We start from the raw sequence: 25,819 nt of genomic DNA on the forward strand, positions 1-25,819 counted from the left end.
GAGGGTCGATGCAGCCAGTGAAGAACAACCAAGTGGACGCCGTGCGTCGGGACGCCGGTCAACTGCGGAGGCTCTGTGAGCAATTGCTTCCCAGGTTCGCCTCCACTCGCCATCCCGTGCGGTTGTCCGAGCGAGCGCCCACGCTCGTCCGGGCCTTCTGGGAGGAGCTCGGTTACAGCCCGGCCTTGAAGTTCCTCGTCAGCTCTCCCGAGGACGAGGAGGTGCTCGCCGCCACCCGGTTGTTGGAGAAGTGGCGCGGCAAGGCTTCGCGGCGGAAGGGACCTGGGGTCGAAGCGGAGGCCGGGCTCGTGCCCGCGTCCTTCCGGGTGGTGTCCGTGAATGCGGAGGAGCACGAGCTGTTCATCGCGGACGAGTCGGGAGGTGACGTCGACCCTCCGGTCCTGGTGCTCTCGTCCGGAGGGCTGGAGCGGATGAAGTTCAGCGACAGCTACCTCCGCTTCGTCACGCTGGAGATCCTCCGCCTGGCGTTCTCGGTGGGCCCCACCCGGTGCACGATGGCGTTCAGTCCACCGCTGGTGGGGACGCCGGCCTTCCCAGTGCTCGCGCCCTCGGCGCTGAGCTTGGGGGAGGGCCTCTGGAAGATTGTCCCCGAGCCGGCCGTGGGCCCGGTGGGCGAGCCCGCGGAGTTCATCGGCTATACCTCGCTGGACCGCTTCGTCTCCTACCTCCATGGGCTCTGCGAGCACGCCATCTCCTACACGGGACGTCCTCGTGGGGACCTCGTCACCGTCGAAGGCGTTTCCGACGAGTCGATGCAGGCGCTGGCGTTGAAGTGGTTCTCGTGGACCTTCCAGAAGCGGCCCCAGCGTCTGGGGGTCGGGAAGGTGGGCGGAGTGGAGGTCAGCGTCGATCCCATCGGACCTCAGATGTACTGCTTCCGTGTGACGCCCGAGGCACGCAAGGCCCTGCTGAAGTGGGTCGAGAAGCAGGGGTTCCGGGTGAGGGATGTCACTCCGTGGAAAGAGCAGTTCGCCATTCCTGGCGGCGTTTCGTTCGATTGACCCACGCAGATGCGGCCCGAAGAGCGTGAGCGCTTGCGAGAAGAATCACGGCGATGGTCGGATTGGCTGGCCCGGTGGTTACCGCACTACCGTCAGACACGGCGCAAGGTGACGCTCTCGCCCGAGACCCCCGAGGGCATCCGGCTCTTCTGGGACGCGGTCGGATATGGTGCTGCGATGAAGCCGTTCGTCGCCTCACCCGTGGAGGCGGCGGGGCAGCGCCGCGTGCGCTCGGTGTTGGCCCGCTGGCGTCGGCAGCATGAGCCCGGTGCTGGCGTGGCGGAAGTTCTTCCCGCGCGCTTCCGGCTGGTGGAGGAACTGGAGGGCGGGTTTCGCATCACGGATGAGTCCGGGGACGGCGATGATGCGCCCGTGATGGATGTGTCGGAGTCCGCCTCGGAGCCGATGCTGTACTCCCCGAGCTATCTCTACTTCGTCTCGAACGCCTTGCTCCGCGTGGCGCTGTCCACCTGGGAGCACGCGCGAATCACGCTCAGGCCCGACGAGGGGCCAAGGCCCTTTCCCTTGTTGCAGCCGAACCTGGCGCAGCTCGAGGAAGAACTCCTCGCCTGGTCGGATGACGCGTCTCCGTCGGCGGTGGCGAATCAGGTCGCCTACCGCTCGTTCCGAGGCCTCATCCACTTCGTGCGAAGCCTCGACGGGCGGATGCTGCGCAACTGCGAGCGTCCTCCGGGGCAGGTGATTTCATGCACGGGGCTGTCGTCACTCTCCACCTTGTTGTCCTCGCTCCGCCACTTCGAGCTCCCGGACTCGCGTCTCGGGGACCACTGGGTCGGTGACGTGGGAGGCCTCTCGATGTGGCTGGGTCGCGACCGCTCCCGCTCCTCCGAGGACTTCGAGGTGGGCGTGGGGCCCGAGGAGCGGGAGCGAGCCATCGCCTGGCTCGCCGCGCAGGGCGCCCGCATCCTTCAGGCCCCGCCTCCGTGCTGAGGCCTCACGGGCCCGCGTGGCTCTCGATGTTCCTGCGGCGCTCCTCCAGGGGCGCACGCTCCGCGTCGGACAGCTCGGGCCACTGGAGCCAGGCGCAGAGCAGGGCGTACTCGTAGCTCGCGTAGTCCTGGGTGTGCTGGTCCAGGGACTGGTAGATCGCGCGAACCTCGGCGCGGGCTTCGGGCGTCGTCCGTGCCACGTGCGCGAGCGTCACGAGCGCGGCCTCCACTGTCCAGTCCATGGGGCCCTTCGCCAGGGCGAGCAGGAGCGTCCGTCGCCGCGAGTCGAGCCAGCCCTCCTCGCGGGTCGCGATGACGAAGGCCGCGGCCAGCTGGATGCGCTGCAGCCACGCCCAGGTGGAGTGGGGGCCCCGCGGAGGCGGCGGATGCACCATGGCCCGGGCGATCTCCTCGGGCGCGTGGGCGCTCAACGCGCGGGACGTCTGTGCCGCCTCCCGCCACCAGTCCTCGAGCCGGAAGGGCACGCTGGCCAACTCCGCGAGCGCCGTGACCACTTCCTCGGGAGGCGGAGGGACAGCGCGGGTCGGACGGGTGTCGGTGTAGCTCCACAGCGTGAAGTCCACGGGTTCGACGGGCTGGCGCGGGTCGGGCCTCTGCACCTGCTGGACGACGACGTCGACGATGCAGGGGAAGCCGCGCCACTCACGGTGCAGCTCCCACGCCAGTTGGACGCTGGGCGCCTCGAGCCACTGCGTGGTGAGCTTCACCTTCGGCGGCAGGTTCCCCGTCGCGGCGGGAGGTTGGAGGCTCATCTGCCGCAGGGCATGGATGCCCGCGTCGATTCTCTGGGGCAGGTAGTCCACCCAGGGCACCATCTCGCGGGTGACGGAGGCCGCGAGCTGCCCCTCGCGCGAGGGCCCCGGCATCGTGTCCGACACCGAGAGCAGGCGCTCCAGGGCGTCGCGCCCGCCGCTCTGGAGGAACTGGATGGAGGCCACGGCGGCCTGGGCCCAGGTGCTGCCCGGCTCATGGCCCAGTGCCGACTGATACCAGTTGAGCGCTTCGTCGAGCCGCTCCTGTTCGCGCATCATGTCCGCGATATCCAGGCGCGTGGCGTTCTGGGTGGCGTCGTGGCGCAGCGCCGTTTGATAGGCCGCGAGCGCGTTCGTCACGTCGCCACGTGCGCGGTGGACGGTGGCCAGGAGCACGGCGGTGAGCCAGTTCGGGATGGTGGCGTGGGCCTTGGTGGCCAAGGCGAGCGCCTCGTCCAGCCGGCCGACGCGGTGGAGCAGGGTGCCGTGCAGCCACACCACCCCTGCGTGGGTGGGATGTCGCGTCGACAGTCGCTCCATCACGCTCAGCACCCGGGTCAGCACGGTCTGGTCGGAAGGTCCGGTCCTCGCGAGGGTGACGCTGAGCAGGCTCAGCGTGGGCTCGATGGGGGCCTGCTCGGCGACGCCCTGGGCCTCCAGCCAGGGGAGGCCCCAGCGCACGAAGTCCGTGTCGCGCTTCGCGTGGACCACCTGTGAGAGCAGCTCGATGGCCTGTGCGGGCTGGCCTTCCTCGTGGAGCATCCACGCGCGCACCGCGACGGTGGCGAAGGACACCCGCCCCTGCAAGGGGACGATTCGCAGCGGGTCGGGGCCCGCGTCCTGCTTGATGCGCCGCAGCAGTTCCAACCACTCGGGACGGGTGACATCCGAGCTCAGGGCGCAGCCCACATGGTAGGCCGCGTGGGGAAGCTCGCGCGCGAAGAGCGCCTCCGCGGCGAAAGAGGCGTCCTGCTCCGGCGTGGGTCGAAGTGAGGCGTGTGTGCAGTCCATATCGGGGACCCACGGTACTTCGCCGACCCTGGTTCCGCCACGGCTGGAACGCCTGGGCGCCACGATACAAGGTCGCTCCCGACTCGGAGGCAATGGCTTGCCACTGCGGGTCCGGCTCGCTCGGAGGTCATTCCTCGCTGTTAGGATTCTGGCTGCGATGGACCTCCGGGGGACGGTCACATGGAGAAATGGGCCGAGCGGCGCATTCTCATCTTGGGGATGACCTATCCGAGCTACTCACGCAGACGCGTGGAGAATGTCTGCACGGGCGGCTTGGACAGTGAGGGTTTGAGGATGGTCCGGCTCCATCCCATCCCATCGTCGAGCCGAAGGTCATCGTGGACGCCTATCTCAGGCCTCGCACGGAGGAGGACCGCAAGGCCTGGCTGAAGACCGAGCAACGCGTGTTGCGTCAGGGCTGGTTGTTCGCGCCGCCGAAGCCCCTCCCATTCCCCGACGTGGAGTTCGTCATCGAGTGGAAGTGTGATGACGGGAGCTGTCGGGGGCACTGCCATTCCTTGAAGAAATGGGACCTGCACGAGCGCTATCAGGCGCTGGCGGGAGACTCCCGACGCAAGTCCAAGCTGGAGAGCTTCCTCCGGGAGCAGTTGGACCTGACCCGACGGAAGGTCTTCTTCTTCATGGGCAGCTTCCGCAGACGGATGTTCCAGTTCGGATTGATGGACATGTTCAGCACGCCCAAGGCCAGCTAGCTCCCGCTCTTCGAGAGGGATTGGGACACCCGTGCCCGCGAGACGGAGCGCTCGCGGGCCCGGTTCCTCTCAGGGCGTCTGGGGCAGCGTCTCCAGCCCCGAGGCGAAGAGCACGGCCGCCTCCGCCTGCTGCACGGCCTCTCGTTGCTCCAGGTGCTGCAGCCGCAGGTCCTTCAGCGAGCGGAACGCGTCGAGCAGCTCCAGGATGCTCCCGCGTCCCTCCCGGTAGGCGTCCTCCGCCATGCGCCGCAGCGTGGGCAGGCGCTCCACCACGTCCCGTTCCAGCGTGGCCAGGGCGCGATGCCGGCCTGCCAGCACCGCGTGTGCGCGGGTGAGCTCCGCTCGGGCCTCGGCGACCTCCGCGTCCAGCGCCCGCGTCTCCGCGTCCACCTCCGCCGAGGCGCGGGCGATGGCGCCCTGGTTCCGGTCGAACAGCGGCATCGGCAGCGACAGCCCCAGATACCCGATCGTGCTGTCCTCCCGCCGCGTCACCACCGCGCCCGCCTCGAGCGAGGGCACCGGCATCCGCTCCCTCTTCGCCACCGCGAGCCCGCCCTGCGCCACGGATTGCCGCTGCCTCGCCGCCACCAGCGACGGGCGGTGCCGCGCGCTCGCCTCCCACAGTCGGCTCAGCTCCGGAAGGGCGCCCGTGGCCCCCAGCGTTCCCGAGGCCCGCGGGCTCCAGCCCGGTCGACCGAGGAGCGCCGCCAGCCGGCCCGCGGCGTCGTCGACGCTGGCCCTCGCGTTGAGGACCTCGACCTCCAGCGTGCGCCCCTCCACCTCGATGCGCTCCACGTCGTACCGGCTGGAGTCACCCGCGGCGGCGCGACCCTTCACCACCTTCTCCACGCGCCCCAGGTCCACGGAGGTCTCCTCCAGCAGCCGCAGCGCCTCCTGACTGGAGAGCAGGGCCGCGAAGGCCTCGCGAACCGCCAGCTCCCGCTCCGCGAGCGACGCCGTCACCCGGGCCTTCTCCGCCGCCACGCTCCGCTCGGCGAGCTCCCGCCGGACGCCACGCTGCCCGAAGAGCAACAGCGGCTGCTCCACCGTGAACTGGTGCGACATCGACGAGCCCGTGTTGGCCCCGTGCAGCAGCCGCTGCCCGCCGTAGTTGAACGACGGGTTGGGCAGGATGCCCGCGGCGATGCGCTCGGTCTGCGCCACGTCCACGCGGGCCTTCTCCGCCGCCATCCACGGACTGTCCTTGGACAACAGCTCCAGGGCCTGGGGCAGGGTGATGACCTCGGGTGGCACGGCGGCGGCCTCCTCCGCGAGGGCCCCCACCGACGTCAGCGCCCAGCACAATCCCCACATCGACACCAGGCGCTTCATGCCGCCACCCCCTCCGGCTTGCCTGCTTCATGGCCGGAGCCCGGCACCACGTGCGTCAAGCCCGGGTCCTCCGCCTCTTCTTCCTCCTCGGAGGCGGCGTGGGGGCCGCGGTTCCCCACGATGACCGAGTAGAACGCGGGCAGCGCGAACAGCGACACCAGCACCGCCGTCACCAGTCCACCGATGATGACGATGGCGAACGGGCGCTGCGTCTCGCTCCCCGCGCCGCTGGAGAGCGCCGCCGGCATCAACCCCAGCATCGCGAGCAGCGCCGTCATCAACACCGCGCGGAACCGGCTCGCCGCGCCGCGCGGGAGGGCTGTCTCCAACGCCTCGCCCAGCTTCCGCCGGTCATCCACCGCGCTCACCACCAGCAGCGACGCGAGGCACACCTGGCCCAGCAGGGTGATGAACCCCACCGCCGCGCTGACGGACAGCGGAATCCCCGTGAGGGCCAGCGCCAGCACGCCGCCGCACATGGCGAACGGCGCGCCCGCGAGCACCGCGCCCGCGCTGCGCATGGAGCCCAGCGCCGCGTACAAGAGCGCGAACACCACCAGGAACGACAGCGGCACGATGACCGCCAGCCGCCCGAGCGCGCGCTCCTGGTTCTCGAACTCGCCGCCCCACTTGAGGAACATGCCCTCGGGAATCGTCACCTCGCGCTCCACCGTGGCCATGGCCTCCTGAATCGTGGAGCCCATGTCACGTCCCTCCACGTTGAACTTCAGCGCCAGCGTGCGGCTGTTCGCCTCGCGGTTGATGCTCGCGCGGCCCAGCGCCTTCTCCAGCCGCGCCACCTCGCGCAGCGGGACGTGTCCTCCGCCCGCGGTGGGCACGAGGATGTCGCCGATGCGCGACTCGTCTTCCTTCTCGGTGCCGGGCAACAGCACGCGCACGGGCACGGGCCGCTCCTGCTCCCACAGCTCCGTCACCACCTTGCCGCCCAGCGCCGTCTCGACCAGGTCCTGCGCCGTGGACACGTCCACGCCCGCGCGGGCGAGCGCCTGCCGGTCCAGCACCACCTGGAGCTGCGGCACGCTCGAGTCGCGATAGAGCCCCAGGTCGACCACGCCCTCCACGCCCTGCAGCGCGGTGACGGCGCGCTCCAGCGTGCCGCGCATGGCCTCCAGGTCCGTGCCGAAGACCTTGAGCACCACCTTCCCGCGCACGCCGCTGATGGCCTCCTCCACGCTGTCCTTGATGGGCTGCGAGAAGTTGAAGCTCACGCCCGGAATCTCCAGCAGCGACGCGCGCATCTCGCGCACCAGCCGCTCCTTGTTCCAGCCGTCCCGCCACGTCTCCGACGGCGTGAAGCGCACGAACGTCTTCCCCATGTTGACGGCCTCGTTGTCGGTGCCGTCCTCCGGGCGGCCCTGCTCGACGAGCACCTCCTTCACCTCGGGGAAGTCCAACAGGCGCTTGCGCACCTCCAGGAGGATGTCCGCGCCCTTGGCCAGGGAGATGCTCGCGGGCATCTCCACGAAGACGTTGATGTCGCCCTCGTCCAGCTCGGGCAGGAACTCGCTGCCCACGCGCGAGCCCACGACTCCCGTGAGCACCACCAGCGCCGCCATGGAACCGAACACCAGTGTGCGACGCGGCATCAGCCAGGTCACCGCGCGCGCATAGGACTCGCGCAGGGTGACGAGCAGCCGGGGCTCCTTCACCTCGGCGTCCTTGGGCCTCAAGAGCAGGGCGCACAGCGCGGGCACCACCGTGAGCGCGAAGACGAGCGCCCCCACGAGCGCGAAGCTGTACGTCAGGGAGAGAGGACGGAAGATGCGGCCCTCCACGCGCTCCAGGGTGAAGACGGGGATGAGGGCCGCGATGATGATGGCCATGGCGAAGAAGGTGGGCCGGGCCACGTCGAGCGCCGAGTGGATGATGAGGCCCAGCATCTCGCGCCGCTTCCGGGGCCGCTTCACGCCCGCTTCGTGCAGCACGTTCTCCACCAGCACCACCGCGCCGTCCACGAGGATGCCGAAGTCGATGGCGCCCATGGAGATGAGGTTCGCGGGCAGCCCCACCATGCGCAGGCCGATGAAGGCCGTGAGCAGCGCCAGCGGGATGACGGACGCGACGATGAGCGAGCAGCGCATGCTGCGCAGAAACAGCCACGCCACCGCGACCACCAGGAGCGCGCCGTGCAGCAGGTTGTGGTGCACCGTGGACAGCGTCTGGCCCACGAGCACGTTGCGGTCATAGAACGGCTCGATGCGCATGCCCTTGGGCAGCACCTGCCCGTTGAGCTCCTTCACCTTGGCGTGCACGCCCTCCAGCACCGTGCTCGGGTTCTCGCCCCGGCGCAGCAGGACGACGCCCTCGGTGACGTCCATGTCCAGGTCGTGGCTCACCGTGCCCCGGCGCGGCGTGTGGGAGGCCACCACGCGCGCGACGTCGCCCACCGTCACCGGCGTGCCGTCCTCGCTCTTGAGCACGATGTCCTGCACGTCCTTGGCGCCCTTGAGGTAGCCCACGCCGCGGATGAGCAGCTCCTGGTCGCCCTGACGCAGGAAGCCTCCGCCCACGTTGCGGTTGGAGCGCTCCAGGGCCTCGGTGACGTCCGCCAGCGTCAGCTCGTGCGCGAGCAGCCGCGACGGGTCCACCTGGACGTGGAACTCCTTGAGGAAGCCGCCCAGGCTGAGCACGTCGGCGACACCCGGCACCTGGCGCAGGTGCCGCGCGATGCTCCACTCCATCTCCGAGCGTGTCTCGGTGAGGGTGTGCCGGTCGCTCAGGACGCGGAACTGGTACACCTTGCCCAGGGGCGTGGCCTCCGGCGCGAGCCGCACGTCGGCTGCGTCGGCGAGGTCCGCGTTGGACAGGCGCTCACCGACGATGGTGCGCGCCTTGAACGGGTCCACGCCGTCGTCGAAGGTGAGGAAGATGAGCGACAGCCCGAAGAGGCTCTCGCTGCGCATCTGGAGCATGCCTGGGGTGCCGTTGAGCACGCGCTCCAGCGGCACCGTCACCTGGCGTTCGATCTCCTCGGGCGCGAGTCCGGGCATCTGCGCGATGACGTTGACCTGGAGGTTGGTGACGTCGGGGAACGCCTCGACGGGCGTGTCCAGATAGGCCTTCACGCCGAACAGGCCGATGCCCAGGGTCAGCAGCAACACCGGCAGGCGGCTGCGGACGCAGAATTCGATGAGTCGTCGCAACATGGGGTGCGGTCTCCGCTAGAGCAGCTGGTCCGCGGCGCCGTCGAGCAGCAGCGCGCCCCGGGTGACGACAGGCTCACCCGCGGACAGCCCCGCGATGACCTGCACGCGCCCATCCACGGGCGTGGCGACGACGACGGGCCGGCGCACGAAGGTGCGAGCGTCCTGCCGCACGTACACCACGGAGTCCTTCCCGTTGCGCAGCAGCACCGCCTCCACCGGGAGCGTCAGGCTGGCCTCGGCCGCGTCGATGCGCGCGCGGCCGAACATTCCTGGACGCAGCCCCTTGGACGGGCTGTCCAGCGCGATGCGCACCGGCGCCGTGCGCGAGCCGCTGGTGACCACCGCGCCCACCGAGACGACCTGGCCCGTGAGCGGCTCGTGCAGCGAGGGCAGGGTGACGCTCGCCCGCGTGCCCTCGCGCACCTGCGGCAAATCCCGCTCGAACACCTCCGCCACCACCCAGAGCGCGGAGGCGTCGCCCACCTCCACCAGCGGCTCGCCTCCGGGCTGCACGGAGACACCTTCCGTCGCGGTGCGCGCGAGCACCGTGCCGGCCAGCGGTGCGCGCAGGACGACAGTGGTGCCGCTCCCCGCGCCCACGAAGCCCACGGAGGCCTGGGCGCGGGCCAGCTCCGCGCGGGCCTCGGCCAGGCGCGTCTCCGCAGACAGCCGCTCGCGCTCCGTGCTCACGCCCTGGTCGAACATGCGCCGCTCACGCTCGAAGCCGGACTCCGCCTCGCGCAGCGCCGCCGCCGCGGTGGCCACCGCCGTGCGCGCCGCCGCGGCCTCCGGGCAGTCGAGCGTCACCAACGGGTCTCCGGGCTTCACCACCTCGCCGGTGCGCACGTGCACGCCCACCACGCGGCCGGCCAGCGGCGCGCCGAGCCGGGACACGGCCCCGTCCCGGAAGGCCACGCGCGCGGGCGCCTGGAGCCTCGCCCCGCCGGCATCGGGCTGGACGGGGGTGACGGTGACGAAGGCCTGGGAGGCCTCGGCGAGCTGCACCACCCCCTCCTTCAGCGCCTTGGGAGGAGGCCGCTCCGGGGTGGCGGTGGTCGCGGCGGCGCTGGAGCAGGCGGAGGAGAGGGCCAGCAGGCCCAGGAGCACGGTCCTTTTCATGGCTGGGCACCAGGGCAAGTCCTGGTCCAGCGTGTCGCGTACTCAACTCATTGAAATCACAGGGAGTGAACTCGCCCAGCGAGCAGGTAGGAGCGAGGCGAATTGAATCATCTGTGCACTTTCGCCACAGTGGGCGGCGTGCGCATCGCCACCAAACTGGGGCTCTGGCTGACGCTGACCAGCGCCCTCATCCTGGGTTCCTACGGGTACCGACAGCTCCGGCGGGAGGAGCACGAGCTGCGCACGGCCACGGAGGAGTCCTCCCGGCTGTTGGCCACGGCGCTCCAGGTGGCCATGGAGAACGCGCTGAGGGACGGGCAGGGCGCGGACGTGCGGGAGATGCTGGAGTCGTTGGAGGTGAAGGACCCCACGGTCGACGTCTTCGTGTTCGATGCGAAGAAGGGGCTGGTCGCCCGCTCGTTGGGGAGCTCGCGCACGTTGCCGCTCGTCGAGGCGGAGGCGCTCCGGGTGATGGAGGCGCACGGCGTGACGTCGCGCTTCGAGGGGCCGGAGGGCCTGTCCCACCTGTCCGTGGTGGTGCCGCTGCGCAGCGACGAGGGCGGGACGGTGGGCGCGCTCGCGGTGGTCAATCCGCTGGATGGGCTGCGCATGGATTTGGAGCGCACGCGTCGGTCGACGCTGCTGTCCGTGCTCACGCTCATCGCGGGCATCTCGGTGGTGGGGTGGCTGCTCTTGTGGCTCCACCTCCAGCGTCCGCTGGAGCGCGTGGTGCGGGCGATGCGCGCGGTGCGCGGCGGTGACTTCTCCGCCACGGTGGTGGTGGAGCGCGAGGACGAGGTGGGGGAGATGGCGCATGCCTTCAACGCGATGGTGAAGGAGCTGGGCGAGGCGCGGGGCCGGCTCAACGTCGAGACGGAGGCGCGCATCTCGATGGAGGCGGGGCTTCGCCGCGTGGACAAGCTCGTCACGCTCGGACAGCTGTCGGCGGGACTGGCCCATGAGATTGGCTCGCCGCTGCTCATCCTCGGTGGGCGGGCGCAGGCGCTCGCGTCGAGGACGGAGCTGCCCGACGACGTGCGCCGCAACGCGGGCATCCTGGTGGAGCAGTGCGAGCGCATCACCCGGACGGTGCGACAGCTCCTGGACCTCACGCGCCGCAAGCCTCCGCGTCGGGAGGTGCTCGATGTCCACCAGCCCGTGCGCGCCGTGGTGGAGCTGCTCGAGCACGACGCTCGCAAGCGGGACGTGACGCTGGAGTTCCAGGTGGAGGCCCCGCTGCCCCGCGTCCTCGCGGATGGGGACGGCGTGCAGCAGGTGGCGCTCAACCTGCTCACCAACGCGCTGCGCGCCACGCCTCGCGGAGGTCGCGTGCGGGTGACGCTGGCGCCGTCCGTCTTCCGGAGCGCTCCCGGGCTGTCCGAGCGCCGAGGCGTCTGCCTGTGCGTCGAGGACACGGGCGTGGGCATCGAGGAGGAGCAACAGGCGCGAATCTTCGAGCCCTTCTTCAGCACCTGGACGGAGCTGGGCGGCACGGGGTTGGGGCTCGTGGTGGTGAAGTCCATCGTCGCGGACCACGCAGGCGCCGTCTCGGTGACGTCCCGAGCGGGCGAGGGCAGCCGGTTCCTCGTCCAGCTCCCAGCGGCCGAGGACGAGGACATGAAGGAGGAGGCAGAATGAGCGCGCGTGGACAGCGGATCCTCGTCCTGGATGACGACGCGGCGGTGGTGGACTTCCTCTGCGAGAGCCTCACGGAGCGCGGCTACGTGACGGTGGGGATGACGTCCCCCGAGGAGGCCCTGTCTCGCTGCGCGGAGGAGGCGTTCGACCTGGTCATCTCCGACGTGGAGATGCCTCGGATGCGGGGGACGGAGTTCCTGGAGGCGGTGCTCGCGCGGAGGCCGGGGCAACTCGTGCTGCTCATCACGGCGTTCGGGAGCATCGAGCTCGCGGTGGCGGCGGTGAAGGCGGGGGCCTGCGACTTCGTGACGAAGCCCTTCAACATCGACGCGCTGGTGCTCTCCATCGACCGCGCGTTCCGCGAGCGTCAGCTGCGCAGGGAGATTGTGCGGCTGCGCGCGGCGGTGCCCACGGACGCGCCGGGGGGACTGGTGGCGCGCAGCCCCGCGATGCGCAAGGTGCTGGAGATGGCGCGACGGGCCGCGCGCACGGACTCGACGGTGTTGCTCACGGGGGAGACGGGGACGGGCAAGAGCGCGCTCGCGCGGCTGGTGCACGAGTCGAGTGCCCGGCGCGCGGAGCCCTTCCTCCAGCTCAACTGCGCGGCGCTGCCACCGGGGCTCGCGGAGAGCGAGCTGTTCGGCGCCAGGCGTGGTGCGTTCACGGACGCGCGTGAGGACCGCGCGGGTGTCTTCGTGGCCGTGGGCGCGGGGACGCTGTTCCTGGACGAGGTGGGGGAGCTGTCGCTGGAGGTGCAGGCCAAGCTCCTCCAGGCGCTGGAGACGGGGAAGGTGAGGCCGCTGGGCGCCAGCGCGGAGGTGACGGTGCGCGCGCGGGTGGTGGCCGCGACGAACCGGCCGCTCGAGGAGCTGCTGCGCGACGGGCGGTTCCGGCCCGACCTGTACTACCGGCTCAACGTCATCCGCCTGGAGGTGCCCCCGCTGCGCGAGCGGCGCGAGGACATCGTCCCGCTGGTGGACTTCTTCCTGGGGCGGCTGGGAGGCGCGCAGGCGCGTGAGGTGCTCGGGGTGTCCGCGGCGGCGATGCGCAGGCTGGTGGCGCACGCGTGGCCGGGCAACGTCCGGGAGCTGGCGAACCTGCTCGAGCGCGCGGTGGCGCTGGCGGACCACGACACGCTCGTGCCCGAGGACTTCGACCTGCCGGGTGACAACGGCGGGATGCAGGCGCTGTTCACCCGGGCCAGCGGCGAGGAGCTGCCCCTGGAGGACGTCGAGCGGGCCTACGTGCGGCGAATCGTGGACGCGCAGAACGGCAACAAGGCCGCCGCCGCGCGCATCCTCGGCATCAACCGCCGCACGCTCTACCGGAAGCTGGGCGAGGAGTGACGCCTCGTCAGTCCCAGACGAACAGCCACTTCACGGCCTTCCCCAGGCCGTAGAACACCCAGCCCACGGGGCCGGGGCGCACGGGGCGCTCGAAGTCGAGGTTCACGGTGGACAGGGCGACCTCGCCCTCGAGCCCCTCCAGGCGCGCCTTGAGCGTCTCGTACTCCACCGTGATTCGCTCCAGCTCCTTCTCCACCTTGAGCGTGTCCTCGACGCTGACGGCGCGCTGGAGCAGCTCCAGGTAGCGCTCCCGGATGCGCGTCACGTTGGCCAGGCGCACCTTCAAGTCCCGGTGCACGTCGGTCACGTCGCTGGCGGAGACGCTCTTGCGCTCCACCTCGCCCAGCGCGGGCACCGCGGCCAGGAAGCCGTCCAACCGCTCGGCGGGGATGCGCACCACCGCGGAACGGGTCGTCACGTGCTCGGCGTAACCCCCATGCGTCTTCGCGAGCTGGACGGCCTGCGCCGGCCCCGACTCGGGCTCGTCCCGCTCCAGCGTCAGGGACGCCCGGTGGATGATGGAGCGACTCTCCAGCGGCACGGCGGTCCCCGGCGCACCTCCGGCCGCCAGGCCCTCGGCGAACGCGACGCGCTCGTGGGCTCGGTGGGTGGAGCAGGCGGTGAGGGTCAGGGCGAGGACGACCAGGAGCGAGCGCACGCGGGTTCCTTGTGAAGGGGAGAGGTCCGTTGAACCGGTCCTCTCAGGACACACCCGCCGGGCTCGACGTTCCAGCTCGACGGCCCGGAGTCGGGCCGGAGCCTGGACGCCCCTTCAGGACGCGCGGGGCGCCGCGGGGAGGGGACGCACGCCGTCGCCCTCGTAATAGATGCTGGCGCAACCCTTCTCGTAGACGACGAGGACGCGATCACTCTGCTCGAGCAGGTCGGAGGCTTTCTCCGTGGCCTTGCGGACGAGGGTGTCGAACCTACCCGAGCTCTGCTTGCTGCTGGCCCGGACTGTCACGACTGGCATGCGGTGTCCCGCTCCTTGTGCCCCACGGCAGGTGGCTCCAGGTACGACCTGGCTCCGGGCCCATCCGCAGGTAACGAACGCGTCATAGCCAAACGAACACTTCGTTGACAAGCGCTCCGCTCCGTGGCGCAAAGATGGATTCTATGCACCGCAAGCTCCTCTTTTTGCTGGTTTTCACGCTGGGTCTGGTCTCCACGGCGCAGGCGCAGACGATGACGAGCGCTCCTCGTCGCGTGCACACCTCGCCCACGCCCTTCTGGCTCCCGCGTGGCGCCTTCCTGGGGACCTCGTACAACGATGCGCTGCTGACGCCCCGGCTGAAGGTGCAGTGGGAGCTGACCTTCTTCCAGGACCGCAAGGACGCCTTCGTCTTCCTGGTGGAGGGCGGACTGGGGTGGGGGGCGCGCATGCCCACGCCCAAGGCGGGCAAGCCCGAGACCAACCTGGGCGCCTACTACGAGCACACCGCGCAGGTGGGCTTCGGCTACCGCAACCAGCTGCCCAACGCCGCGCACTGGGGGTTCCAGGTGACGGGCGGCCCGGTCTTCTATGGCGCCAAGTTCGACGGCGGCCCGCTGCCGGACAAGAACGTGGCCGGCATCGTCGAGGGCCGCATCCAGATTGGCTACCAGTTCGACAAGGTCGCCGCCGGCGTCGCCGTGGGCTACGGCGAGCCCTTCGGCCTCAAGCGCCGCTACCTGGGCCGGGGTTTCGTGGGTGGCCCGATGGTCGGGTTGTTCATGGATTGGCGCTGAAGTCCGCGTAGACTGGGGTGCGCGGGAACCTCCCTCTTCCCGCGCCGCCCTTATGCCCGAGCTTCTGAGCGCCCATGTCTCGCGGTACCTGCGCAACCGGGGCGACCTGGAGCGGCAGCTGCCGCCCGGGCTGCTCCTCTTCTCCCCCTCGCCCGCCGACGACAGCCCGGTGGAGCAGGAGGAGTACCGTCTCAAGACGGTGACGAACGCGGGGCCCCCGACGCTGGGGGCGAGCGAGTCGGTGGTCTTCCCGGTGGTGAAGGCCCGCAGCAACGCCTTCGGCCGGGGCATCACGGTGGGGCGCACGGGCAACAACGACGTGGTGTTGGATGACGGCAGCGTGTCGCGCTTCCACGCCTGGTTCGCCCGGGACGAGGCCCAGGCGGGCTTCCTGCTGACGGACGCCGGCTCCAAGAACGGCTCGTGGATGGGGGGCGTCCGCCTCACCCCGCGCAAGCCCGTTCTGCTGGAGGATGGCGCGCGGTTGCGCTTTGGACAGGTGGAACTCGCGTTCTACACGGCAAGCGGTTTTGTCCGGATGCTCTCCGTACGGATGGCTCCCTGAGCCTTGCCACGTCTCAAGTGGCCTGCGTAACGTACGAAGTCGCCTACAGTCACACACGGGAGTGTTCGCGGTGGCCTTGACCACAGAAGCCTTCGGACTGACCGACGTCGGCCGCAAGCGGCAGCACAACGAAGACGCGATGCTGGTGGACGTGTCGCTCGGGTTGTACGTCGTCGCCGATGGCATGGGCGGGCACGCGGCCGGCGAGGTCGCCAGCAATCGCGCCACCGAGGTCGTCAAGCAGCACATCACCGCGAACCGGCACCTGCTCAAGGACCTGGGCAACAACCCCACGGCGGACAGCCGCTCGGCGGCGGCGGCGCTGGTGGAGGTGGCCGTGCAGCGCGCGTGCGCGGACATCTACCGCACGGCGATGTCGGACTCGACGAAGCGGGGCATGGGGACGACGTTCGTGTGCCTCGCGGTGGGGGGCAACAAGGCCGTCATCGGTCATGTGGGTGACAGTCGCGTCTATCTGGTGAGGCACGGCCAGTGTCACCGGCTGACGGAGGACCACACGCTGGTCGCCGCGCAGCTGAAGGCTGGCACCATCACCAAGGAGCAGGCGGCCACCTCGCAGTACCGCAACGTGATTACGCGCGCGGTGGGCATCCAGGAGTCCGTCCAGGTCGACACGCTCATCGTGGACCTGGTGCCCGGGGACATGTTCGTCCTGTGCTCGGACGGCCTGCATGGGTACGTCGAGGACGAGGAGCTGTTGCCGCTGGTGTCGGGGCTGGCGCCGGGGGATTTGCCCAAGCGGCTCATCGACATCGCGAACGAGCGGGGCGGCAAGGACAACATCACCGCGGTGGTGGTGAAGATCGCCGGGGACAGCGCCGCGCTGGCGAGCGAGGAGTCGAGCGAGGCGCAGTCGCGGATGGAGGCGCTGCGCAAGATTCCGCTGTTCCGTCACCTCACGTACAAGGAGCAGACGGCGGTGCTGTCCATCGCGACCACGCGCACGTATCCGGCGGGGCGTGAAATCGTGGTGGAGGGGCAGCCGGGCGAGGAGCTGTTCGTGGTCATCCGGGGCCGGGTGGCCATCGAGAAGAACGGGGTGGAGATCGCCGAGCTGCGCTCGGGCGGCCACTTCGGGGAGATGGGGCTCATCGACAACGCGCCGCGCTCGGCGACGGTGAGGGCGACGGAGCCCACGCGCACCATGGTCATCTCCCGGCCTGATTTGATGGGGCTGATGAAGCGCGAGTCCATCCTCGCGGTGAAGATGCTCTGGAGCTTCGTGCAGGTGCTGAGCGATCGGCTGCGCGCGACGAACTCCGAGCTGAGCGAGGCCCGCCAGGAGCTCGCGGTGGCGCAGGCCATCCAGCCCTTCGCCGAGGAGTGAGGGAGGCCACGCCATGAGCACGCGCACCCGTCGTCCGAGCACCGCCAGCTCACGTCAGACCCGCCGCGTAGGGTCCCGTCAGGATGTCACGGGAGGTCGTGTGGCGAGGGCGGCGGGCAGGGACGTGATGGTGAAGTTGATGGGTGAGGTGGTGGAGCTGCGCGAGGAGATGAAGTCCTCGCGGATGCACACGCGCATCCTGGCCTCGGGCATGGGCTCCATGCTGAAGAACATGGGCGAGATGCGCGAGAGCATGTCCGTGACGCAGGCGAACATGGGCGCGATGCAGGCGAACATGGGCGCGATGCAGGCGAACATGGGCGCGATGCAGGCGAACATGGGCGCGATGCAGGAGGCCATCACCGCGACGCAGGCGGCCTTGAGCGAGACGCAGGCGGCTCTGCGCGCGACGCAGGTGTCCCTGGGCGCGACGCAGCTGTCCCTGGGCGCGACGCAAGAGAGCATGGGCTTGATGATGACGACCATGGAGTCCGTGGTCGGCGTCGTCCGGACGGTGTCGGACGGTTTCCATCGGATGGAGACGAATGTCGGGCGCATGGCCCGGCTGTTGGCTCGTTGAGCGAGACGACGAACGAGCGCTTCGAGCGGGTGGAGAAGCGCCTGGACGCACTCGAGGACGACACGAAGCAGTGATGGCTGCGTGACGTTGTCGCCCCACTGCGCTGGGGACGACGTGGAGTGGGGGAGAGCGTCGGGGAGAGGACTGGGTCCGGAATTTCCGGTGGGAATCGGCCGTTGCCGGGCCCGCCGCGGGCTAAGGTCCTCGTGACGAGCGCATGCGCAACTGGATTCTCATAGGGGTTCTGTCCGCCCTCGTGGTGGCTGGGGCCGCCTGGCTCTGGTCTCGCTCGGAGCGAGCGCCTGGAGACTTCCGCGCGTCCGCGTCCCTGGGCGCGACGTCCAGGTCACTTCCCGAGTTCTCCGCCGTGGAGGTCACCTCCGGGAGCCAGGAGGGCCTGGCGCTCACCGGCCGTGTCCTGGATGCCTCGGGGCGGCCCGTGCCGGACGCGGAGGTGTTCCTCTCGGCCAGCGCGGAGCGCACCCTGGTGGACGTGCGCTGTGACGAGTGCGACCAGGCGCTCCTGTCCTGTCCGGCGCGTGAGTCGACGCTGCACACGCTGGCCTTCTTCGAGCAGCAGCGCGGCTTCCTCAGTCCCCGGGCAACGGCGCGGACGGACGCCGAGGGACGCTTCCGTTTCGAGCACCTGGTCGGCGTGTCCTTCTCCGTGTGGGCCCGCGCGCCCGGCCTGGGTGTCGCGCTGAGGGACCGGGCCGCGCCGGGTGACCCGGTGGAGCTGTTCCTGCCGCCGCTGCGCTCCATCCTCGGCCAGGTCGTGGACGAGTCCGGACAGCCCTTGCGCGAGGCGCGCGTGTACGCGGTGTCTCGACGGGTACCGCTGCCCTTCGAGGCGCGGTCCGGAGCGGATGGTGCCTTCTCGCTGGAGGGGCTGGGCGAGGGCCCGTTCTACGTGCTGGCCATGGCGGAGGGCTACCTGCCCGCCGTCGAGTCCCTGGTGGAGGCGGGCTCCCAGCCCGTGCGCCTGCAGCTGACACCGTCGAGGACGCTGGAGGTCCGAGTGACCCGCGAGGGCCAGCCCGCGGCCGCGACGGTGCGAGTGCGCGGCGACCACCTGTCGCGCGACCTGCGCACGGAGGGTGAGGTCGTCCGCTTCACCGGCCTGTATCCGGATGAGCTGGTGGTGACGGCCGAGGCACCGGGACTGGGCTCGATTCCGCGCACGCTGACGCTGGAGGCGCGCGTCACGCAGGTGACGCTGGAGCTGGAGGAGGCCGGCAAGCTGCTCGTCACGGTGGTGGACGAGGCGGGCGAGCCCGTGCCGTCGCCGGAGCTGCTCTTGCGCACCGCGCGCGGAGAAGTCGTCCGCCGGGAGCGCGCGAGCACGGGCGCGCTGGTGGAACTGGGGCCGCTCGCCGTCGGCGAATACGTGCTGGAGGGCAAGGCGGAGGGCTTCCGCGAGGCGCAGCTCCCCGCGCGGGTGGGCAAGGGCGAGACCTCGCTGGAGCTGGAGCTGGAGCGCGCGACGCTCATCACCGGACGGGTGATGGACGTGTACGGCCGTCCCGCGCCGCGCGTGTCGGTGCTGGTCCAGCCGACGGGGGAGACGGTGCTCGCCGATGGGGACGGGCACTTCTCCGCGTCGGTGCCCACGCCGGGCCTGTACGAACTGCACGCGCACCACTCCGAGTGGGGCGGTGGACAGGTGAAGGTGACGGCACCCGCGAAGGACGTCGAGCTGCCGCTGGAGCCGCATGCCTCCGTGGAGGTGACGGTGTCCTCCGGGGGCCGACGTGTGGAGGGCGCGGACGTGGTGCTCTGGGTGGACCAGGAGGGCATCTTCCGCAGCGACCGCTCCTCGGGGCCCGACGGCGTCGTGCCGATGCGCGGGATGCCGGAGGGGACGTACTCGATGGTGGCCTCGCATCCGGACTTCCAGCCCTCCGAGCGCAAGCAGGTGACGGTGACGGAGGGGCAGACGCTGAAGCTGGAGGCCGAGCTGAAGCCCGGCGCGCCGCTCACGGGCGACGTGGTGGACACGCAAGGGGCGCCGGTGGCGGGGGCCGCGTTGTCGGTGGTGCCTCGCGGCGCGGATCCCGTGGTGAGCGACGCGCGCGGCCACTTCGAGTTCCGCTCGCTGCGGCCCGACCGGGGCTACCGGCTGGAGGTGAAGCACTCCGGTTACGACCAGACGGAGCGCGCCGAGGGCAAGGCGGGCGGGCCTCCGGTGAAGGTGGTGCTCAAGAAGCGCGACATGTTCCGCGGCCGCGTGGTGGGCAATGACGGCGCGCCCGTGCGCCGCTTCCGCATGGACGAGCATCAGGTGGACAGCCCCGACGGTCGCTTCGAGCTGCCCCTGCCCACGGCGGGAGACCGCGTCATCGTCGCGGTCGATGCCTCCGGCTACGAGCCGCTGATGGTGGACCGTCCGGTGTCTGCCGAACTGGGAGACCTGGTGCTGGAGAAGCTGCCGAGCATCAGCGGGAGGGTGCGGGACGCGAGCGGCGGGCCCGTGGCGGACGCCGTGGTGTCCTGTGAGGTGTGCGACGAGTCCGTGATGTCGGGCCCGGACGGCACCTTCACGCTGGCGAGTCCGCCGTATGTGGCCCGCTACACCGTGTCCGCGCGCAAGGGGCGGCTGAGTGGGACGCAGGCGGTGGAGCGTGGGAGTGGCGCAGCGCTGGAGCTGACACTGAAGCAGGCGACGCGGTTGAGCGGTCGCGTGTTCCTGCCGGGAGGCCAGCCCGCCGCGGGCATCGGCATCGAGGCGGTGAACGGAGACCGGGGCGAGCCACTCAACATCGTCACCGGGCCGGATGGGGCCTACTCGGTCGACGTGGCGCCCGGCAGCTATCGCTTCATGCTGGGCACGGGACGCGACTTCGCGGGCGAGCCCGCCCTGGTGGTCCAGGTGGGTGGCGCGCAGATGCACCTGGACCTGGGGCCCGCGCCGGGCAGCGCGTCGCTCACCGTGCAGCTCAAGCCCGAGCGCGGCAAGGCGCTGTGGGTGGTGGCCGGGGACGTCCCGGTGACGAGCAATCCGCCGGCGCAGGAGCTGATGCGCTCACGCTGGGCGCACCTCATCTACCAGCCACGCTCCGAGCAGGTCGTCGTCACTGGCCTGCCACCCGGGCGCTACACGCTGGTGTGGGGGGCGTTCCATGTGGAGACGCCGGGAGGCCCCGAGGTGCGGGTGGTGGACGTGCCCTCCAGCGGTGAGGTGACGCTGGGACGTTGAGGCGCCGGGCCTGCTGCTCGTGCGGCTCGGGTTGCGAGCCGGCATGCGGGCGCATTAGGAAGCCGCATGGACGTGACCGCGTTGAAGGGCCGTCGCATCGTGGTGGGTGTGGCCGGTGGTATCGCCGCGTACAAGGCCTGTGAGCTGGTGCGCGAGTTGGGGCGCGCGGGCGCCGAGGTGCGGGTGGCCATGACGGAGGCCGCTCGGCAGTTCGTCACCCCGCTGACCTTCCAGGCGCTCAGCGGGCATCCGGTGCTCACCGACTACTTCGACCCCTCGCAGGAGGGGAACTTCGGCCATTTGGACCTGGCGCGCTGGGCGGAGGCGTTCGTCGTGGCGCCGGCCACGGCGGACCTGCTGGCGCGGGTGCGCGCGGGCATGGCGAACGACGCCGTGACGACCTCGCTCCTGGCCTTCCGCGGGCCGGTGGTGCTCGCCCCGGCGATGAACGTGGCCATGTGGGACAACGCGCAGACGCAGGAGAACGTGGCGGCGTTGGCGGCGCACGCGCGCTTCAGCTTCGTGGGGCCGGGGGCGGGGCTGCTGGCCTGTGGCGACGTGGGCGAGGGGCGACTGGCGGACGTGCCCGCAATCGTGGCGGGAGTCGCCGCGCGCTTCGCGCCGGGGCCGCTCGCGGGCAAGCGGGTGCTGCTGACGGCGGGGCCCACGCGTGAGTTCCTGGACCCGGTGCGATTCATCTCCAATCCCTCCACGGGGAAGATGGGGCTCGCGCTGGCGCATGCGGCGCGTGCGCTGGGGGCCTCGGTGACGGTGGTGTTGGGGCCGGTGGGCGCGGTGGACCGCACGGGGCTGGAGGTGGTGGACGTCGTCTCCGCGGAGGAGATGGCGCGCGAGGTGCTGAGCCGGGTGGCCGACTCCGACGCGTTCATCGCCACGGCGGCCGTGAGTGACTGGCGGCCGGAGACGCGCGCGCCGCAGAAGGTGAAGAAGGGCTCGATTGCAGGGCCGGAGACGCTGAAGCTGGTGCGCACGCCGGACGTGCTGGCCGAGGCCTCGCGGAAGGTGGCGGGGCAGGCGCGGCGGCCGGTGCTGGTGGGGTTCGCGGCGGAGACGGAGCGGGTGGTGGAGCACGCGCGCGAGAAGCTCGAGCGCAAGGGGCTGGACGCCATCGTCGCCAACGACGTGACGGCGCCCGGCGCGGGCTTCGGCACGGACACGAACCGGGTGACGGTGTTGACCCGGACCGGCTCGCCACGGGATCTCCAGGGCACCAAGGACGCCGTGGCCCGGAGCCTCCTCGAGCTCCTGCTGGTGCAGCGCGCGGCGTCCGGCGTGTGAGCATCAGGGCGTCCGGGGCTCGACGACGGCGAGCGTGACGGTGGCCTTGGAGACGCGCTGCTCCTGGCCTCCGGCGACGGTGTGGACCTCGGACTCGACGACGATGAGCCGGCGGCCCGCGCGCAGCACCCTGGCCTTGCAGCGCAGCGCCTCGCCTCGTGCCGCCTGGAGCAGGTGGAGCGTGAAGTCCACGGTGAGGACTCGCTGAGGGCGGGGCACGAGGGTGAAGGCGGCGCCGCCCGCGGTGTGGTCGGCCAGCGTCGCCTGGACGCCCGCGTGGATGACGTCGTCCTGTTGCAGGTGGCGGGGCTGAACCACCAGTCGTGCCTCCACCTCGCCCGGGAGGATGGAGACGGGCTCGATGCCGAGGTCGGTGACGAAGGGGGCCGCGCGGAAGAGGGCCTCCGTGTCCTGACGGTAGTCCGGGTTCTGTGGATTCATGGGGAGCAGGGTAGCCCGCCATCAGGGGGACCCACCCGGGGGGCCGGCGCGCGGGTCGACCCGGTGTGCGGTGAATCGAACCCGCGGCCCGTGGCTCCGGAGGCCCACGACGGAGGTGTGAAAGGCCGGCCGTGACGCGGTGTGGTGGGGAACTTGACGCTGTGAGGGAGGTCCGGGCCGCCCCGTGGAGGAGCGTCCGCCCAGGATGGATGTCCGCTTCCTTGCGCCCGGGCCTGCCCTCCGATACCGATCGGTCATCGTGAACGACGATTCGCCCGAAGCCACGCAGGAACTGAGCGCCGTGCTGGAGGATGTGCGCCGTCACCTGCTCTGGCAGGAGGACGGTGGCGGGCGTCAGCTGATGATCGACGCCAAGGCGGCGGCCGAGCTCCAGCGCCTGACGCCCTCCTTGCGCTCCCGGTTCGCCCGTCCCGGACCAGCGACCGAGCCCGCACCGGCCGAGCGCAAGCCCGCTCCGTCCACGGCGACCACGCCCATGTCGCGTCCGGGCGACGCGCCGCCGGGCCCGGGCACCTCGCGCTTCGAGCGGCCCGTGGGCGCCGCCAGTGCTCCGAGCCAGGCGACTCCCTTGCCATCGAGCCGTCCACTGGCCCCCACGGAGCCCGCTCCCCGCGCGCCGGGCCCCGCGCCCCTCGCGGCGCGGGGGACCACCGCGCCTTCCGCCTCGAACGGGATGCTCCTCGACGTGCCGAGGTCGTCCCCCACGGGCAGCGGACCGCTGCCGGGCGTGGTGGACGGCGAGCGGCCGACGCTGGACCAGGTGCGCCGGGAGCTGGGCGACTGCCAGCGCTGCAAGCTGTGCACGGGGCGCAAGAACATCGTCTTCGGCTCGGGCAACCCGCGCGCGGAGCTGGTCTTCGTGGGCGAGGGGCCGGGCGAGAACGAGGACCTGCAGGGCTTCCCGTTCGTGGGCGCCGCGGGAGACCTGCTCACGAAGATGATCGAGGCGATGGGCTTCCGTCGCGACGACGTCTACATCTGCAACGTGGTGAAGTGCCGGCCCCCGGGCAACCGGAACCCGGAGCCGGATGAGATCGCCGCGTGCGAGCCCTTCCTGCGCGCGCAGCTCGCGGCCCTCCAGCCGAAGGTGGTGGTGGCGCTGGGCAAGTTCGCGGCGCAGACGCTGCTTCGAGATTCGACGCCCATCACCCGCATGCGCGGGGCCTGGCGTGTCTACGAGGGCATTCAGCTCATGCCCACCTTCCACCCCGCGTACCTGCTCCGCAATCCCGCGGAGAAGCGCAAGGCGTGGGAGGACCTGCAAGCCGTGATGAAGATATTCGGCAAGAACCCGGGCTCGCGCGCATAGCGCGGCCGCGAAGGGGGAGACTCGGATGAAGGGATTGCTGGAGACGCGCGAGGTGCAGTCGCCCGCGCTGGAGTCCAACCCGCTGGGCGACCCGGCCCGGCGCAAGCTCACCGTGTACCTGCCGCCGGGGTACGCCGAGTCGGACCGTCGCTACCCGGCCGTGTACTTCCTGCACGCGTTCGGCAACAGCGGCGGCACGTGGACCAACGCCTCGGGCTTCGCGCCGTCCGTGCCCGAGCGGCTGGACGCGCTCATCGCGTCCGGCGCGGTGCCCCCCGTGGTGGGCGTGTTCCCCGACGCGTGGACGTCGCTCGGCGGCAGCCAGTGGATCAACAGCGACGCCATCGGCCGGTATCGCGACTACCTGGCCAAGGACATCGTGGGCTTCGTGGACCGCACGTTCCGCACGCTGCCCAGGGCCGCGTCGCGCGCGGTGCTGGGGCACAGCTCGGGCGGCTACGGCGCGCTGGTGATGGGGCGCTACCACCCGGAGGTGTTCTCGCTCCTGGGCGCGCACTCGGCGGACGCCTACTTCGAGTACTGCTACCTGCCGGACCTCCCGAAGGCGGCCAGCTCGCTGCTGAAGTCGGGCGGCATCGAGTCCTGGCAGGGAGAGTTCCGTCAGCGCGTGCGCGAGACGAAGATGCGCGGGGACGACTTCCCGGTGGTGAACACGCTGGCGATGGCGGCGGCGTACTCGCCGAAGAAGGGCGAGCCGCTCAACCTGGAGCTGCCCTTCGACGCGCAGACGGGCCGGCTGAAGCTGGACGTGTGGAACCGGTGGCTGGTGCATGATCCGGTGCGCTTCGTCCCCAAGTTCCTGGATGCCTTCCGCAAGCTGAAGGGCGTCTTCCTGGACTGCGGCACGCGCGACGAGTTCAACCTGCGCTGGGGCACGCGCATGCTGGCGGACGACCTCAAGAACGCGGGCGTGGACCTGGTGCACGAGGAGTTCGAGGACGGTCACTCCGGCGTGTCCTATCGCTTCGAGCGCTCGCTCTCGGTGCTGCTGCCCAAGCTCTCCCAGGAGTAGCCCTTCACCCAGGCTCGCGCGGTGCTGTGTCCGGAAGGGCCCTCTTGCTGACAGGAGGGCCCTCGGCAGTGGGGGCCGCGCGACGTGACGCTGGCCATCCCCCCGGCGGAGCGGATAGACGCAGGACTCCCGCGCGACAGGCCGCTCGGCTGCGGGCGCGGATGGACCTTCAGGGAGATGGAACATGAGCAACGACCTCTACGGGCTGTCCCGCGTCGTCGGCGAGAAGGGCGTGTTGCCGCAGCGCGCGCGCAAGCTGGACCCCTCGCTGCCGTGCCGTGATTCGGAGGTGCTCATCGACGTGGAGAGCCTCAACATCGACGCGGCGTCCTTCAAGCAGATCAAGGGCGAGGTGGGCGGAGACCCGGCGCGCATCGGCGCGCGCATCCAGGAGATCGTCCTGGAGCGCGGCAAGATGCAGAACCCCGTGACGGGCTCGGGCGGCATGTTGATTGGCCGCGTGAAGGAGATCGGCGCGAAGCACCCTGCGCGGGGGCAGCTCCAGGTGGGCGACCGCATCGCCACGCTGGTGAGCCTGACGCTGACGCCGCTGGTCATCGAGGAGGTGAAGGCGGTCCACGTGGACATCGACCGCCTGGACATCCGCGGCCACGCGCTGCTCTTCGCCACGGGCATCTACGCGAAGCTGCCGGCGGACCTCCCGGACACGCTGGCGCTGGCGGCGCTCGACGTGTGTGGCGCGCCCGCGTTGGTGGCGCGCTACGTGCGGCCGGGCATGACGGTGGCCGTGCTGGGCGCGGGCAAGAGCGGCGCGCTGTGTCTGGCCCAGGCCCGGCGCAACCTGGAGAGCCGGGGACAGCTCATCGCGATGGACGTGTCGCAGCCGGCGCTGGACGCGCTGACGGCCATCGGCCTGTGTGACGTCGCGCTGAAGGTGGACGCGACGCAGGGCGTGGACGTGATGGAGGCGGTGAGCCAGGCCACGGGCGGTCAGCTCTGTGACCTGGTGGTGAACTGCGCCAGCGTGGGCAACACGGAGATGGCCACCATCCTCTCGGTGAAGGACGGCGGCACGGCCATCTTCTTCTCCATGGCCACCAGCTTCACCACGGCCGCGCTCGGCGCGGAGGGCGTGGGCAAGGACGTCACCATGCTGGTGGGCAACGGCTACGTGCCCGGCCACGCCTCGCTCACCCTGGCCCTGCTGCGCACCGAGCCCGCGCTGCTCCAGCTCTTCGCCACGCGCTACGTCTGAGCGGCGGCCTCC

21 protein-coding genes are annotated in these 25,819 nt (G+C 70.8%); 14 read left to right on the plus strand and 7 right to left on the minus strand.

What is annotated here, in order from left to right; all coding sequences use genetic code 11:
- Positions 1–8: 8 nt before the first annotated feature.
- Both K8625_RS38720 and K8625_RS38725 read left to right on the plus strand, forming a co-directional pair.
- Positions 9–1,022 (plus strand): hypothetical protein, encoded by a 1,014-nt coding sequence (locus tag K8625_RS38720; RefSeq protein WP_223747503.1) that lies wholly within the window; start codon positions 9–11, stop codon positions 1,020–1,022.
- Between the two features lie 33 nt (positions 1,023–1,055).
- On the plus strand, positions 1,056–1,973 hold the full coding sequence (locus tag K8625_RS38725; RefSeq protein ID WP_141326440.1) for a hypothetical protein: 918 nt from the start codon (positions 1,056–1,058) through the stop codon (positions 1,971–1,973).
- Positions 1,974–1,977: 4 nt separating this feature from the next.
- Here the strand turns inward: K8625_RS38725 and K8625_RS38730 are convergent, their stop codons facing one another.
- Positions 1,978–3,756: a tetratricopeptide repeat protein gene (locus tag K8625_RS38730; RefSeq protein WP_223747504.1), complete on the minus strand. Its 1,779-nt coding sequence runs from the start codon at positions 3,754–3,756 to the stop codon at positions 1,978–1,980.
- 338 nt (positions 3,757–4,094) lie between these two features.
- On the opposite strand from K8625_RS38730, the gene K8625_RS38735 reads away from it, so the two are divergent.
- Positions 4,095–4,469, plus strand: coding sequence for a hypothetical protein (locus tag K8625_RS38735; RefSeq protein WP_223785540.1), 375 nt, complete (start codon positions 4,095–4,097; stop codon positions 4,467–4,469).
- Between the two features lie 69 nt (positions 4,470–4,538).
- Here K8625_RS38735 and K8625_RS38740 read toward each other — a convergent pair whose 3' ends face one another.
- The 3 genes from K8625_RS38740 to K8625_RS38750 are packed head-to-tail and all read right to left on the minus strand — an operon-like array spanning position 4,539 to position 10,087.
- Positions 4,539–5,801, minus strand: a complete 1,263-nt coding sequence (locus K8625_RS38740; RefSeq protein WP_223747506.1) for a TolC family protein — start codon at positions 5,799–5,801, stop codon at positions 4,539–4,541.
- Positions 5,798–8,968, minus strand: coding sequence for an efflux RND transporter permease subunit (locus tag K8625_RS38745; protein WP_223785541.1), 3,171 nt, complete (start codon positions 8,966–8,968; stop codon positions 5,798–5,800). Before K8625_RS38745 ends, K8625_RS38740 begins: the two co-directional genes overlap by 4 nt.
- A 15-nt stretch (positions 8,969–8,983) precedes the next feature.
- Positions 8,984–10,087, minus strand: coding sequence for an efflux RND transporter periplasmic adaptor subunit (locus K8625_RS38750; RefSeq protein WP_223747508.1), 1,104 nt, complete (start codon positions 10,085–10,087; stop codon positions 8,984–8,986).
- 138 nt (positions 10,088–10,225) lie between these two features.
- Between K8625_RS38750 and K8625_RS38755 the strand changes: the two genes are divergently transcribed.
- Together K8625_RS38755 and K8625_RS38760 are read left to right on the plus strand one after the other, a co-directional pair.
- Positions 10,226–11,725, plus strand: coding sequence for an ATP-binding protein (locus K8625_RS38755; RefSeq protein WP_223747509.1), 1,500 nt, complete (start codon positions 10,226–10,228; stop codon positions 11,723–11,725).
- A complete protein-coding gene (locus K8625_RS38760; RefSeq protein WP_223747510.1) occupies positions 11,722–13,071 on the plus strand; it encodes a sigma-54 dependent transcriptional regulator in 1,350 nt (449 codons plus the stop codon). The genes K8625_RS38755 and K8625_RS38760 overlap by 4 nt, the downstream gene beginning before the upstream one ends.
- Before the next feature lie 7 nt (positions 13,072–13,078).
- Here the strand turns inward: K8625_RS38760 and K8625_RS38765 are convergent, their stop codons facing one another.
- Both K8625_RS38765 and K8625_RS38770 read right to left on the minus strand, forming a co-directional pair.
- Complete coding sequence (locus K8625_RS38765; RefSeq protein ID WP_194869249.1) at positions 13,079–13,729, minus strand: DUF4349 domain-containing protein; 651 nt, start codon at positions 13,727–13,729, stop codon at positions 13,079–13,081.
- A gap of 114 nt (positions 13,730–13,843) precedes the next feature.
- Complete coding sequence (locus K8625_RS38770; RefSeq protein WP_223747511.1) at positions 13,844–14,044, minus strand: hypothetical protein; 201 nt, start codon at positions 14,042–14,044, stop codon at positions 13,844–13,846.
- A 143-nt stretch (positions 14,045–14,187) separates the two neighbouring features.
- Between K8625_RS38770 and K8625_RS38775 the strand changes: the two genes are divergently transcribed.
- The 6 genes from K8625_RS38775 (at position 14,188) to coaBC (ending at position 21,787) form a co-directional block, all read left to right on the plus strand.
- On the plus strand, positions 14,188–14,799 hold the full coding sequence (locus tag K8625_RS38775; RefSeq protein WP_223785542.1) for a hypothetical protein: 612 nt from the start codon (positions 14,188–14,190) through the stop codon (positions 14,797–14,799).
- Between the two features lie 52 nt (positions 14,800–14,851).
- The gene (locus tag K8625_RS38780; protein ID WP_141326421.1) at positions 14,852–15,364 is read left to right on the plus strand and encodes an FHA domain-containing protein; all 513 of its coding nucleotides are present in this window, start codon (positions 14,852–14,854) and stop codon (positions 15,362–15,364) included.
- Positions 15,365–15,425: 61 nt separating this feature from the next.
- Complete coding sequence (locus tag K8625_RS38785) at positions 15,426–16,712, plus strand: Stp1/IreP family PP2C-type Ser/Thr phosphatase (RefSeq protein WP_141326419.1); 1,287 nt, start codon at positions 15,426–15,428, stop codon at positions 16,710–16,712.
- 100 nt (positions 16,713–16,812) lie between these two features.
- The gene (locus K8625_RS38790) at positions 16,813–17,292 is read left to right on the plus strand and encodes a hypothetical protein (protein ID WP_223785543.1); all 480 of its coding nucleotides are present in this window, start codon (positions 16,813–16,815) and stop codon (positions 17,290–17,292) included.
- 217 nt (positions 17,293–17,509) lie between these two features.
- The gene (locus K8625_RS38795; RefSeq protein ID WP_223785544.1) at positions 17,510–20,488 is read left to right on the plus strand and encodes a carboxypeptidase regulatory-like domain-containing protein; all 2,979 of its coding nucleotides are present in this window, start codon (positions 17,510–17,512) and stop codon (positions 20,486–20,488) included.
- A 66-nt stretch (positions 20,489–20,554) separates the two neighbouring features.
- Positions 20,555–21,787, plus strand: a complete 1,233-nt coding sequence (coaBC, locus tag K8625_RS38800; RefSeq protein WP_223785545.1) for a bifunctional phosphopantothenoylcysteine decarboxylase/phosphopantothenate--cysteine ligase CoaBC — start codon at positions 20,555–20,557, stop codon at positions 21,785–21,787.
- A 3-nt stretch (positions 21,788–21,790) separates the two neighbouring features.
- On the opposite strand, the gene K8625_RS38805 is transcribed toward coaBC, so the two are convergent.
- Positions 21,791–22,228, minus strand: a complete 438-nt coding sequence (locus K8625_RS38805; RefSeq protein ID WP_223785546.1) for a PaaI family thioesterase — start codon at positions 22,226–22,228, stop codon at positions 21,791–21,793.
- A 259-nt stretch (positions 22,229–22,487) separates the two neighbouring features.
- Here K8625_RS38805 and K8625_RS38810 point away from each other — a divergent pair, with 259 nt between their 5' ends.
- From K8625_RS38810 to K8625_RS38820, 3 genes are all read left to right on the plus strand, one after another.
- On the plus strand, positions 22,488–23,558 hold the full coding sequence (locus tag K8625_RS38810) for a uracil-DNA glycosylase (RefSeq protein ID WP_223785547.1): 1,071 nt from the start codon (positions 22,488–22,490) through the stop codon (positions 23,556–23,558).
- A gap of 25 nt (positions 23,559–23,583) precedes the next feature.
- Entirely contained in the window at positions 23,584–24,591 is a 1,008-nt protein-coding gene (locus tag K8625_RS38815) for an esterase family protein (protein WP_223747517.1), read from the plus strand.
- Positions 24,592–24,775: 184 nt separating this feature from the next.
- Positions 24,776–25,807: an L-erythro-3,5-diaminohexanoate dehydrogenase gene (locus tag K8625_RS38820; RefSeq protein WP_223747518.1), complete on the plus strand. Its 1,032-nt coding sequence runs from the start codon at positions 24,776–24,778 to the stop codon at positions 25,805–25,807.
- Positions 25,808–25,819 lie beyond the last annotated feature (12 nt).

Source organism: Myxococcus sp. AS-1-15 (assembly GCF_020037055.1).
Classification (GTDB): domain Bacteria; phylum Myxococcota; class Myxococcia; order Myxococcales; family Myxococcaceae; genus Myxococcus; species Myxococcus fulvus.

Coding starts and splice junctions, on each gene's coding strand:
- K8625_RS38720 (WP_223747503.1), top strand. CDS start 9: ATGCAGCCAGTGAAGAACAACCAAGTGGACGCCGTGCGTCGGGACGCC.
- K8625_RS38730 (WP_223747504.1), bottom strand. CDS start 3,756: ATGGACTGCACACACGCCTCACTTCGACCCACGCCGGAGCAGGACGCC.
- K8625_RS38740 (WP_223747506.1), bottom strand. CDS start 5,801: ATGAAGCGCCTGGTGTCGATGTGGGGATTGTGCTGGGCGCTGACGTCG.
- K8625_RS38745 (WP_223785541.1), bottom strand. CDS start 8,968: ATGTTGCGACGACTCATCGAATTCTGCGTCCGCAGCCGCCTGCCGGTG.
- K8625_RS38750 (WP_223747508.1), bottom strand. CDS start 10,087: ATGAAAAGGACCGTGCTCCTGGGCCTGCTGGCCCTCTCCTCCGCCTGC.
- K8625_RS38760 (WP_223747510.1), top strand. CDS start 11,722: ATGAGCGCGCGTGGACAGCGGATCCTCGTCCTGGATGACGACGCGGCG.
- K8625_RS38770 (WP_223747511.1), bottom strand. CDS start 14,044: ATGCCAGTCGTGACAGTCCGGGCCAGCAGCAAGCAGAGCTCGGGTAGG.
- K8625_RS38775 (WP_223785542.1), top strand. CDS start 14,188: ATGCACCGCAAGCTCCTCTTTTTGCTGGTTTTCACGCTGGGTCTGGTC.
- K8625_RS38780 (WP_141326421.1), top strand. CDS start 14,852: ATGCCCGAGCTTCTGAGCGCCCATGTCTCGCGGTACCTGCGCAACCGG.
- K8625_RS38795 (WP_223785544.1), top strand. CDS start 17,510: ATGCGCAACTGGATTCTCATAGGGGTTCTGTCCGCCCTCGTGGTGGCT.
- coaBC (WP_223785545.1), top strand. CDS start 20,555: ATGGACGTGACCGCGTTGAAGGGCCGTCGCATCGTGGTGGGTGTGGCC.
- K8625_RS38805 (WP_223785546.1), bottom strand. CDS start 22,228: ATGAATCCACAGAACCCGGACTACCGTCAGGACACGGAGGCCCTCTTC.
- K8625_RS38815 (WP_223747517.1), top strand. CDS start 23,584: ATGAAGGGATTGCTGGAGACGCGCGAGGTGCAGTCGCCCGCGCTGGAG.
- K8625_RS38820 (WP_223747518.1), top strand. CDS start 24,776: ATGAGCAACGACCTCTACGGGCTGTCCCGCGTCGTCGGCGAGAAGGGC.